Here is a 12,834-nt window from a genome sequence, read left to right on the forward strand (position 1 = left end):
AAGCTACTAATCACTTACAAAATGACACTATCAAAACATTTACTCATTTGTATTAATCCAAGGGGTTGCTTTTTTATTTTGATACATATATGCTAACAAATCTACATACAGCATTATCGTAAGCAAATGTAATTTATTACACTTTTTACGTCAAATCATTGACAATTTTCTTGATTCTGTAAAAATAATTTCGTTTAGAATTAACAAAGATTAGGGGAAAAATACCCCAAAATTTACTGATAATGTTACGCCAGTATTTCATTGTGAAGAGTTAATTTGATCACCAATGAGTTTATTACCTAATTTGCCAGAGTCTACTAATAATATATCCCGTCGCACCCTTTTAAAGGTGTTTGGTGTTGGTGCAGTTGCAGGAGTAACAGGATACTCTCGCTTTACTAAGCCTAAGCCAACGGTATTTCAAAAAGATACCTTGAGTTTGCCACGGTTACTGAATCAAGCAAAAAGTGTCATAGTTATCGGGGGTGGTTTAGCGGGTTTAGCTTGTGCGTATGAATTGAGTCAACGGGGGTTTACAGTCACACTGATAGAAAAATCACCCCAACTCGGTGGTAAAATTGCTAGCTGGCAAATAGAAGCCGTGGGCGAAACCTTCATGATGGAACATGGCTTTCATGGCTTTTTTCCTCAGTACTATAATTTGAAAAGTATAGTTGCAGAACTGGGAATAAATGATAATTTTCAATCATTAAACTTTTATTCAGTTGTTTATCGAGGAGATCAATACAAACCAGAGGTTTTTCGTCCTAGTCATTCAGCCTTTCCTTGGAATATTGTAGACTTAGCGATCGCCTCTCCTAATCGCTTCCAATGGGGAATTAATTTAACTAAGATTAAACACCTACAAGTATTTCAAGCCATCACAGGTTTTCAGCGAGAAAAGAACTATCAACGCTTCGATAATATATCGGTGGCTGATTGGGTAAAAACAGAATTTCCCCAAGGTTTGTACGATTTGTATTTTCTCCCATTTGCTAAGTCTAGCTTGAACGCACCAGATACAATGAGCGTGGGAGAATTAATGCAGTTTTTCCATTTTTATTTTTTTGGCAATCCAGAAGGACTGGCTTTTAATGGTACGAAAGATGATATGGGGACAAGTTTAGTCCAACCCATTGCCAACAGTGTGAAAAATAAGAATGGGACAATTCTTACTGATGCAACGGTGAGCGAAATTATTGCCAAAGATGGTAAAATTCGAGGTTTGAAATATTATGTTGGCAGTAATCAAAATAATGTCCCTTTTTGGGTAAAACGTAACTCAGTGATTACTGAAGAAAAAACAGAGTATTTTGGTGCGGCTGATGAAGTATTTGCTGTGGAATCTGCTAGCGAAACAGCAATTTCTTTAACTTGTACTCATCAAGGTTGTACTGTGAAAAAATCCACAGATGGTAAATACCGTTGCCCTTGTCATGGGGCAGAATTTGCGGCGGATGGTAAAGTGTTGAAGGGGCCAGCCAAGCGGGATTTACAAAAGTTGCAAGTTGTACAAAAACAAAATGATGAATTGCAACTGTTAGCTACAACTAATGATGCACTGTTACCAGAGACAATCACCGCAGATTATTACGTGTTTGCCACAGATGTGCCTGGAGTACAACAATTATTTAAGCATATTAGTGGAGATGTAGATCAAACAGTGCGATCGCAAGTAGAAAACTTGAGTATCGCTGATCCTTTTGCTGTGTGTCGTTTCTGGTTTGATCAAGATTTTGAGTGGGAACAAAGTAACTTTACTTCCTTATCTGGCTATCAGTTAACCGACAGCATCACCTTATATCACCGCATTCAGCAACAATTTATTGATTGGTCACAAAAAACTGGCGGTAGTGTGGTAGAGTTACACGCCTATTGTTACAAAGAAAAAGAATTTCCCACCCAGGAAGCTTTGTTAACTACCTTTGAAAACGAACTATATGACATAGTCCCCCAGTTGAAACAAGCAAAACTCCTGCATCGGGAATTGGTAAATCAACATAACTTTTCCGGTTATCCACCCAATAGTTATGGAGAACGTCCAGAAACCAGTACAAATATTTCTAACTTATTGTTTGCTGGTGATTGGGTAAAAATGCCCTTTCCCTGCGGCTTAATGGAACGCGCCGTCAGTAGTGGTTTAATCGCAGCCAATGAGATTTTACACCGGGAAGGTTTGCAGAGGCGATCGCTTTTATCGGTGAATCCAGAGGGTTTGTTGCAGATTTAAAAATTAGAGATACCCGACTTTTTCAAAAAGTCGGGTATCTGCATCTTTTGTAGTGCGCCTACAGAATTTTTCTTCATTTTGAATTTTGTAGCTTTAGCTTCCCGTAGGGTATTTTGAATTAATTCATTAGGTGTGTGCGTTTTAGACAATTAATACTTTAATTGTAAAAGGCGATCGCCTACAATATGGCAAAGCGATCGCAACGAAAGTTAAGAGACTTCCAGATCAAAAAATATCTAAGATGTAGGGTGTGTCATGGCGATAGACCCTAACTATACTCAGCAATTATTCATACTGACGCACCCTACTAAACTAATTACTTGATTATTGAAATATACGTAGGGTGGGCAATGCCCACCAAAACCATGAGATGGTGTGCAATGCTACAGATACTAATAATTTTATGTGCAAGCGCAGGCTACGCCAACAGAAATCAAATCGGATTCTTATGGTGTGGTGACGAATAAAGTTAATTTCGTGACCAATCAACTTAGTTTGGTGACGAATGAAGTTAGTTTTGTGACCAATCAACTTAGTTTCGTAACGAATAAAGTTAATTTCGTGACCAATCAATTTAGTTTGGTGACGAATGAAGTTAGTTTCGTGACCAATCAACTTAGTTTCGTGACCAACGCGAGTTTTTTAAGTGAGTTCACTAGCACACAAATATAACATTATGGAGTAATACTAATTCTGCTTTTAAGTTGCATAATCAATCGTGAAGGCTGTTAACAGTCAACCGTCAACAGCCCTTATTAGTAGTTACTAGTTTTTGTGCATAAAAAACACAAGTCACATCTATTGGGATAATGTAGGGAATTTTTTCTGGAAATCAGGAATGCTGTAAGTTGAGTTTGTAGTTAACAATCACAATGCAATATCTACACAGATATGGCTGTAGCTTGTTTTTTATGTGTGATTTCCGGTGATTTGGCTACGAGTAATTATTTAACAAAAAACGTAGGTTAATGATGAATAGTCAAATTTATAGTGTAGCGATCGCATTACCAACTATATTACTCAGTGCATTGCCCAGTTTGGCAAGCAATAATTATAACGCTTCCCAGATTCAGAGACTAGATGCTAGTTACGTTGCCCAAATACAAAGTACTGGTGCAGATGAAGTATCAAGACCTAGACCCCGTGGCCCCGGTGGTCATGAAATCGAGGCTGTACAAGAAACAACTATAATTAATCCATCAGGATTACGGGAACGTCCTAGACCAAGAGGGCCAAAGGGTTCTGAAGACGGAATTAATGCAATACAAGGGCAATTCCTTCACTTATCACCTACTCTTTTAGAGCAACCTAAACTAGAGGGTGTTCAAAATACTAAATTTAAAACTCAATATTAAAGTGTTTGACCTCTCCCCAAACCCCTCTCCGACGCGGAGAGGGGCTTAAATATCCTGAAAACTCAACGAAAATTAGGGTTTTGAAGCCTCTCTCCTTGCAGGGGAGAGGTTTGGAGAGGGGTTTTTTAAATTCGTCGAACTCACGTTAACTAGGACAGAGTTTTTGTTCGTTGGTCGTAACATGGGGATTGGTGTTGAGGTAATCCTGTAGCCAGTTGCAAGCAGACATGACTAAAGTATTTATCTGGGAAGTTTGGGCTTGCTGGCTATCAAAACGCCAAATTTTGGTGGTAGTGTCTAAACTGCCGGAGATGAGAGTTTTACCATCTGGGCTAAAAATTGCACTCATGACTCCGGCTTGATGCTGGGGTAGGGTGGTTAACAGGTGACCGTCGAGTTGCCAAATTTTGACTGTTTTATCTTCGCTGGCTGATGCAATGTAACGACCATCGGGAGAGAAGCTGCTACTATAAACTACATCACTATGGCCTGAGAAAGTATGTAGTAAATGACCGTCTTGACTCCTCCAGAGTTTGACGGTTTTGTCGGCGCTGGTTGAAGCAAGCATACTACCGTCAGGACTGAAGTTGACGCTGTATACTAAGTCATTATGGGCTGGAAGACTTTTAATTAAGTTGCCGCTAACACTGTCCCAGAGTCGGATAGTTTTGTCCGCACTAGCAGAGGCGATGATTTTACCATCGGGGCTAAAACTAACCCAAAATACTTCCTCTGTATGACCTTTGAGGATTTGTTTTAACTTACCATCGCTCACATTCCAAAGTTTAATTGTGTTGTCTCGGCTGGCGGAAGCGATCGCTTTACCATCTGGGCTAAAATTTACTTTGTTGACTTCGTTATCATGTCCTATGAGTGTTTTTAAAAGCTGACCATCTCTAACACGCCAAATCTTCACAGTTTTATCGGCGTTGGCGCTAGCGATTAAATCACCTTGGGGTGTAAAACTAATACCATAAATTGCTTTGTTCCCTGGTAGGGTTTTTAGTAAACTACCGTCTTGACTGTGCCAAAGCTGAATCTTGCCATCTGCACCTGCTGTAGCAATGATACTACCGTCAGGGCTGAAACTGAGCGCATACACGCCGCTATTGCCGGCAAGAACTTCTAAGGGAGATATTAAGGGACGCTGCCAAAGTCTGATGGTGTTGTCTAAACTAGCGGAAGCGAGAGTTTTACCATCAGGCAGGAAATTTACAGCATACACACCACCGCTATGACCTGTAAAGGTTTCTAGTTCGATGCCGTGACGGTTCCACAGTTTGATAGTGTTATCTCTACTCGCAGAGGCGATCGCTTTACCATCTTGGCTAAAGTTAACATCCCAGACTGAATCATTGTGACCTTTTAGGGTTTTGACCAATTTACCATCAGCGATGCGCCACAGTTTGATGGTTTTGTCAGCACTAGCGGAAGCGAGAGTTTTACCATCAGGGCTAAAACTCAGGCTATTTACCCAATCTTGATGTCCATTGAGGGTTTTTAATAATTTCCCATCTTGGCGATGCCACAGTTTAACGGTTTTATCTTCGCTAGCGGAAGCGATGGTCTGACCATCAGGACTGAAACGCACACTGATAACTCCAGCGCTATGACCATTGAGAGTCATCAAGAGTTGACCAGATGTACTATCCCACAACTTGATGCTGTGATCACTACTGGCAGAGGCGAGAGTTTTACCATCGGGACTAAAATTAACATTATTGACTGTTTGCTCATGACCAGTGATGGTTTTGAGTAGGGTTCCATCACTGGTTTGCCAAAGTTTAATGGTTTTGTCACTCCCCCCGGAAGCAATGGTTTGACCGTCGGGAGAGAAACTTACACTATAAACAGCGTCTTCATGTCCGTTGAGAGTTCTAAATAACCGACCGTCTCGACTCCAAAGTTTAATAGTCTTATCTAAGCCACCAGAGGCGATAGTTTGACCATCTCCACTGATGCTAATACTAATCACGCCGTCCTTATGTCCTTCTAGCCTGTTCCGTTCCTGCATCCCCAACAGGGCTTGTTGTAAGGTAGTGACAGTTGCTAATTTGAGATTATTGGGAACTGCTATGACATTATTTACCTGTTGTGCAGCTTTGAGACTGGCGATAAGTGCTGCTAATTGTTGATGAGATAACAGATTTGCCTGGGATGAAGAATTTAACGCTGCAATTTCCCTAAATTGGGCTTCCCTACCTTGCCAATAAGCTAAACCCCCAAAACTGACAGATGCAATACCTAAAACACTCAAGGCGACTACAGCCCTTTGTGCTTGTTTGAGGCGATTTTTTGCTTGTAATTGTTGATGCTTGCGTTCTGCTAAACAAGCGCCGATAAATTCTTGCACATCCGCCCCTAGTTCATCAGTCCAGTGAATATAAATGTCTTCGGCTTCTGCTAACCTAGCACCTTGTAATAAAAAGTCTGCTTGTTTGCCGCTTTGTTGCCACAACTGACAAGCATGATTAATTTGTCTTTGTTTACGCAAGCGATCGCGGTTTTCTTCTAACCACCAGCGCAAAGTTGACCAATGGCGTATTAAAATTTCGTGGGCGACCTCTACTGTAACAAAGGGAGTAGGGGAAGCAGGGGAGGCTGGGGAAGCAGGGGAGGAACTTTTACCTTGTGCTTCTATGTCTGTTTCTAAGTTAATTACTACTAATTTGGCAGTAGTCAAAGCATTGAGGGTTTGTTCTACTAACCCAACCGGATATTTTTTAACTATTAAATCTGACTTATATATGCGTCTTCTGGTATCTTCTGTACCTTCCCCTAACTGAGTTAATGAAAGAAAAATCCACTTGGCACATTCTTGTAATTGTGGTGGTAAACTTTCATAAACCCCTTGACACGATCGCTCTAATGCGCCTTTAATTCCCCCTAGTTGTTCTTGATAGCTTTGTAGAGTTAATTTACCAGCCGTTCGTTGTTGCCATAACTGTTCTAAAACAAATTCCAGTAAAGGTAAATCCCCCACGGATTGATTTAACTCCCGTAACAGCACTTCCACCAGTTCCCCTTCCACCTGCAACCCTACCTGCTGTGCTGGGTTGAGAATCACCCGCCGATAATCATCCAAACTCAGTTTTGGGGGAACTAACACACTAGCTACCTGTAGTGCTTCAGCTAAAGCTGGTACTTCCAAACAAGGAGCAATAAAATCAGCCCTTAAAGTAATAATTAATTTAAAGCGATCGCCTGCATACTGTACAGCCCCCAATAACAATTCTAGAAATAACTCCCTATCTGGTGATGGTGCAAGGGTAAATAATTCCTCAAACTGGTCTATTACCAACACCGTCACCCTATGGGGAAGGCTACGCAGCCAGTAAACAAAACTTTCCACTCCTTGATGTAAAATTCCCTCAATCACAAGATGGGTTTCTCTCCATTCCCCCAACTTCCTGGCTAAAGCCTCCACAGGATTGACACCAGGACGGATAGTTTTAATCCCCCACTGTTCACTATTGGGGATGTGTTTCCCCTGTCGCAGTTGGGGAATGAGTCCAGCTTGCACTACGGAAGACTTCCCACTACCCGAAGCACCGATGACAGCGAGAAATGAGTTATCCCGCAGATGATGAATTAACTGCTGGGTGACAGTTTCTCTCCCATAAAAATAGGCTGCGTCTGCTTCCGCAAAAGCATTTAAACCCATGTAAGGACACACCCCTAAATCCAACCCGCTTGTCTGTTGGCTTTTGTGTGTGTTGTTAGTCAAAATTTCGATAATTCCCTGTGTCCCTGATAGCCAAACATAGAGAGGGGTTTTACTATCCGCTAAAGATAATTGTAATTGAGCGATCGCCCCAGCCGCAGACAAACCATTTCCTTGAGCAGATATCATCAAGGTATCGAGGAATTTTTGGGCAAAGTTTTCTGGTGCTTCTGGAGGTGAGGCGCAAGCAATTAAACATTGTCCGTGATGAGATTCAATTTGTAAATCTTCTATCCAATCCCCTAACGATGCAGTCCCTAACGGACAATCCAAGATAATTACCTGTTGGCTAGTGCATTGGCGTAACTGTTGTTTTAACCAGGAACGTTTGATGCAGATATCTTCTCCCAGTCGTAGCCATTCCCCAGCTTCGCTTTCCTCAATGCGTCCCCGCAGATATAACAGAGTTAATTCTGCTTGGGGTTGTTGCCAATGACGAGCGATCGCTGCTTTAATATCCTCAGCCGATGTTTTAGTAGCTGGCAAATACTCAACCGCAAAATCTCCAGTACTACCCAGAAGTTTACTAATATCTAATGTAATTTTACTATTTGATAACCCCTCCACCACCATCCCCAAACCATGATGCACCCCAGAGGCAATTTTCTTTAATCTTTTCCCTAAAATTAATTCCCCCACTCCTTCCACAATTCTTTTAGGAGTTTGCAGGGGATATTCGTTATAAAGTTGCGTATCACCTTTACCCCGTTTCTGCTGATTAATTAGCCGTAATTGTTGATTAGTTTTATCAATATATTGCAAGGTTTGGTGATATACATAACGATATAAACCATCCAAATAAATCAAGCCTTGACTATCTACCGCCTCACCTTGCAAACCCCGCATCAAATAATATGTAAATACCCCATGCCCCAATTCGGGAAATTCCCAAGATTGCTGATTATTATCACAAGAAAGTAAAGCATAAAACCCCTTACTCTTAGCGGCACTTTGTTGTAGTAGCTCCACTAGTTGCAGTGTTACTCCCCTAAGAGACATCCCCCCACTATGACAAGCATCTAACCACACTAGCTGATTCTGTACCCCACTGTTACCCAAAAGTTGCAATATTTCTTGTAAAGCTAAACCTGTATTTTGCAAGTTTGATTTTTGCGTATCTGCTAAACACAAAAATACTTCTTGTGTCTTGGGATCTACCACCCCATGACCAGAAAAATAAAATAAAATCGTATCAATAGGGGATACAGTAGACGTTATATCTTGTAGTCTATGACGGACATTTGCTAAAGATGGTGATTGTGGTGCAAAATCGTGGTAAATGTTGACAATCTTTTGGGTAAATTGGGAGGCCGCCTCAGTTAAAGCCTCAGATAAACCCTGACAATCTATTGCTGAGTAATTCAGGTTGGGTAGGTGTTCGTCCTGGTATTGATTTACTCCCACCAGAATTAACCACAACTTAGGGATGTTGGTTTGTTTGGTATGAGTTGTACGGCTGGTTGAAAGACCAATTGGTGGCATTTTTTACACAACAGTAGCTAAAGATGAGTAAGGGTGTGAGGGTGTGAGGGTTTTAAACTTAAACATTTATACCCCTATACTTTTATATCCCCATATCCCTATACCCTTGATTTTCCGTTTTCATTGACTAAATATGTTTGACATCCTTTTTTTATGTAGTGTTATGCAAATGTTGTTCCTAAATGCAATGCGATCGCCATTCAATTAATCAATATTCAACATTTATAAATAGAAATCAACAATCCTAAAATCTATCCCTTATGGCTTATTCCTTAAGAAATAGACTTTAGATATAGTCAAGAATACTACGGTAAACCCTCTAATTTATTCTCTGCTGAAAGTGATATAAAAATGTCAAAACGTAACGTTATGTAGCGCGTTGTTTTTTTTTGAAAAAAATAACTTATATTACTAGATAGTCAAGCAATTATCATAGTTAAGACTCTTCATTAAAGAAGGGAACAAAAGACCCCTGCAACTAGGTATTAACAGTTTCAGATGCGGTCTAAACACCCTTTTGTCTTATTTGCTGCTGTTCCCTGTTGACTTTTGGCTGTTCCCTGTTCCCTCTCTAAATAGTCGTTAATTTAATGTAATTGCTTGGTATTAACCACTGCATTAAAGACTTTTTGATCATGTTTACAACTAATAAATTAAGCAAAACCTTTGCTTGTGCATCGGTAACACTTGGTGTTGCGATTGGTGCAAGTATGGCTGCTTCTCCCGCTCAGGCTGGAACTCTTAACTGGAATGATGGAACTAGCAACTTTTTTGAACAGGTAAGTCCTGCTATTGGGGATACTTTTTCCGTCACTTTCTCTCCTGCATCACTTGGAGGATTTGCGTCTATTTTTCAAGCCAATGGTGAGTTTGCATCAGCTTTCTCCGCAATTCCTCCCAACCCTCCTGTATTTCGCTCAATCCTGCCACCAGACTCTGCTGTGGGAAACTTTTTGTATACGGGTACTAGTGATGCGAAGTTTATCTACAAACTTACGAATGATTTAGTGTTTCAGTTCGATGCCGACAATGATAACGTTTTTAATCCGCTTCAAGATGTGAGCGTGAAATATGCAAAAGACTCTAAATTTCTAGGTACTTTTGCTGGTGGAGGTGTGGCATTTGAGTTAGACTCCAAGACTGCGGCTTCAGTGATTACCATTCAGGGAGTCAATTACGATCCATCTCGACTTCAACTAGGTTTTCAGGATCTTCCAGGAGGACAAGGAGGGGGATATAGCGGTGTAGCTCAAGTTTCTACTCCCGAATCTGGTTCTATTTTGGGGTTTATCGCCCTTGCTGGCTTAGGACTTGTATCTAAGGTCAGAAAAGAAAAAACACAGTCACTGGCGTGTGCAAGACACCAGTAACTGTTTCGTTAACTAAGTATGACTAAAAGTTAGAGCTATTAAGCATCTAGCTTTTAGTTAACTATATACCTAAGTCATAATAGCACTTTCAAGAGTTGGCAAGGACATAATTATGTACCCCTAGCTCTTGATCTTTTTCAATAATCTTTGCAAAGCAGATATGGCTATAGGGGCGTACAACGGTACGTCCCTACTAAGACTAGCTGTTCTTGCTTTAATTTGCACATATTTTTGTGTTGACAGTTGACGGTTAACTGTCAACTTCTCATTAGAATAAGTTTGTGTGGCAAATCATTCCAAGACAGTGAATCTTGGACAATTTCTTGACGAAAATCTAACCAACCTTGCTCATTGCATAAAGCCAACAAATCATTAATTATTGTGTACCAAAGCAGAGGTGTATCAGCACGTCCTTGAGCAATAAACTGAGCAGCTTGTGTGAGAAAAGTGGTGATATCTTGCTCCACAAATGCTTGTTTGATGGAAAACCAAGCATAGGAACGTGGGTAGCGAGATTTTTCAGTGTGAACTGGTAACTGTAAATAATCTGCCGCAATTGTTAACAAATTAGCTACTTGCTTGCGGTCTTGACCTGCCAAAATTAAAGCAACTTCACCAGTAATTTGGGCAAACATAACAGAGACAAACTCAGGAGGTTGGCGTGCTATGCGTTCAAAACCCCAAGGATGGGGAGTAGGTAAAGTCTGCAATTGTCCATCAAGATAGGCAAGAAGTTGAGCAGCAAGTGCGATCGCTCCTGTAAAATTTAATCGTCGTGCTTCTGTCCGCACTAGATTGTGTAACAGTTGGATACGCTGCATCAGGAGAATATCATAACCATATTCTTCCTCTAAAATTGCACTTAATCTTAAAGCCTCCTCAGTGCGACTGTAAACTTGGTCAAAATTCTGATGACAATAATCGAGATAAGCTGCTGATTGTTCTAAAAATGACTGATGTAGTAGCTTAGATTCCCGTGACAGTGTAGCCATTTGCAAAGGTTTACGGGCTTCCTCAAATAACTGCGCGGCTGTTGTCAGTTGGCGGTGGCGAGCAGCTACCATCCCTTGACTACGAGCATTACTATAGCGACGCAGTAATAATTGCTCTTGTAAGGGTAAACGTTGCGCCATCAAAGCTTCTAGTTTTTCGCTAAATAAATCACCACTACCTGCGGGTATATTCATAGTTGCAGTACACCCTTGGCGATAACTTTCTGTGATTTCTGCTAGGAGTTGACTAGAAGTATTAAGCATAAACTAAAGCCTCCTCGTTGGTTTCTGCTTCTTCAATCCGAGATAACGCATAGGTAAGTAATAAACGTTGCTCAATGTTATGTTTAGCACTGGGGCATGGTTCAATACCTTCTAACCAACTCTTCGGACAGGAACCACCGCAAACAGGTAGCATGGGGCAAGTAGAACAGGGATATGCACCTTGACGCACTTTATCATTGAAACTAGCTAAACGTTCCCTTTTACCGGGCATCTGTTTACCTGATAAATGATCAATGGCATATTCATTAGGTGTGCCGTATGTAGGAACATAAGACACCTCTGTACAATTAAAAATATTGCCATAGGCATCAACTAATTCCGAATGGGGCATTACAGCCATACAAACTAGAGGTCTGCGCTCTGGTAGTAGCCCAACCTTGAAACCTAACTCAATCATTTCCCCAAGCCAAGTTATTTCCCAATCAGCAAATTCTTCTTTCGATAAGGAACGAGTATGAGCATCATTTCCCCAAGAATGAATCGGTGCAACATAGAAATTAATCTTATCTTGTATCTCTGCCTCAGCTAATTTTTGTAGTAACAAAGAGACAGATTCATAATTTTGATAATCAACATTACAACGAATATTAATTTGTACATCCAAATCTTGCCGATGAGCTAAGGCAACCGTATTAGCAAAAATTTTCTCAAATGTAGGTAAGCCATTTTTCTGCATCCGCCGAACATCATGATATTCACCAGTGCCATCAAGAGTAATTTCAACAGAATTTACGCCTAATTCTTGAACAATTTCCGTTGCTACTTGATGTGTTAAAGCTAAACCATTGGTGACAACTTTTGCATGATAACTACAACCAAAACTGGCCGCAAGAGCCTGTAGTTTTGGCGTAAGAGTTCTCATCACTGGCAGACCTACCAAAGGTTCTGCACCAAACCAACCAATTGAGAGACTACGAAAGTTCTTGCTGGCGAGTTTTTTAGCAGTTCGTTCTATAAATTTTTGTTGCTCATCTTCGGTCATCATTTTGCTAGTATGTTCCTGACCACAGTAATGACAACCCAGTTGACAAAAAGCAGTTGGTTGAACAACTAAATGTAGATCATCGTTATCAATTGCTAAGGCATTATTGTAATCTAAAATAGTTTGTAATTCGTTTTCATCATCAGGTACAATTAGTTCAACATCAACTAGATCAAACAATATATATTGAGGTAATTGAGCAAAATCACCACTAGCTAAAATGTGCCAACTATGCTCATCAATAATTCTGACATTTGATGTTCGACTAGAAAAGATAACGCGCTTTGTTCGTTCTTCAATTTCATCGAAAAATGGTTGTGTTACTACATGATAATGTGAAAGCTTCATATTTATAACGTCCCTACAAAATAGACAGGAAATACTTGTGAAGTAAGTTGCTAGTTATCAATTGAA

The 12,834-nt window shown here is 40.5% G+C and carries 7 protein-coding genes; 3 read left to right on the forward strand and 4 right to left on the reverse strand.

Features of this window, described 5'->3' with window-relative positions; genetic code table 11:
- Positions 1-286 precede the first annotated feature (286 nt).
- Positions 287-2,230, forward strand: coding sequence for an FAD-dependent oxidoreductase (locus GSQ19_RS05305; RefSeq protein ID WP_011316934.1), 1,944 nt, complete (start codon positions 287-289; stop codon positions 2,228-2,230).
- 324 nt (positions 2,231-2,554) lie between these two features.
- On the opposite strand, the gene GSQ19_RS05310 is transcribed toward GSQ19_RS05305, so the two are convergent.
- Positions 2,555-2,845, reverse strand: coding sequence for a hypothetical protein (locus GSQ19_RS05310; protein ID WP_011316935.1), 291 nt, complete (start codon positions 2,843-2,845; stop codon positions 2,555-2,557).
- A 353-nt stretch (positions 2,846-3,198) separates the two neighbouring features.
- Here GSQ19_RS05310 and GSQ19_RS05315 point away from each other — a divergent pair, with 353 nt between their 5' ends.
- Positions 3,199-3,585 carry a hypothetical protein gene (locus tag GSQ19_RS05315; RefSeq protein ID WP_041455889.1) on the forward strand — a complete coding sequence of 129 codons (387 nt, stop codon included), beginning with the start codon at positions 3,199-3,201 and terminating at the stop codon, positions 3,583-3,585.
- A 145-nt stretch (positions 3,586-3,730) separates the two neighbouring features.
- Here the strand turns inward: GSQ19_RS05315 and GSQ19_RS05320 are convergent, their stop codons facing one another.
- On the reverse strand, positions 3,731-8,791 hold the full coding sequence (locus GSQ19_RS05320) for an nSTAND1 domain-containing NTPase (protein WP_011316937.1): 5,061 nt from the start codon (positions 8,789-8,791) through the stop codon (positions 3,731-3,733).
- Between the two features lie 635 nt (positions 8,792-9,426).
- Between GSQ19_RS05320 and GSQ19_RS05325 the strand changes: the two genes are divergently transcribed.
- Complete coding sequence (locus GSQ19_RS05325) at positions 9,427-10,161, forward strand: hypothetical protein (RefSeq protein WP_011316938.1); 735 nt, start codon at positions 9,427-9,429, stop codon at positions 10,159-10,161.
- Positions 10,162-10,418: 257 nt separating this feature from the next.
- Here the strand turns inward: GSQ19_RS05325 and GSQ19_RS05330 are convergent, their stop codons facing one another.
- Both GSQ19_RS05330 and GSQ19_RS05335 read right to left on the reverse strand, forming a co-directional pair.
- Positions 10,419-11,417 (reverse strand): hypothetical protein, encoded by a 999-nt coding sequence (locus GSQ19_RS05330; protein ID WP_011316939.1) that lies wholly within the window; start codon positions 11,415-11,417, stop codon positions 10,419-10,421.
- Entirely contained in the window at positions 11,410-12,768 is a 1,359-nt protein-coding gene (locus tag GSQ19_RS05335) for a radical SAM/SPASM domain-containing protein (protein WP_011316940.1), read from the reverse strand. Before GSQ19_RS05335 ends, GSQ19_RS05330 begins: the two co-directional genes overlap by 8 nt.
- Between the last annotated feature and the right edge of the window lie 66 nt (positions 12,769-12,834).

The sequence above is a fragment of the Trichormus variabilis 0441 genome, assembly GCF_009856605.1.
In the GTDB taxonomy this organism is placed as follows: domain Bacteria; phylum Cyanobacteriota; class Cyanobacteriia; order Cyanobacteriales; family Nostocaceae; genus Trichormus; species Trichormus variabilis.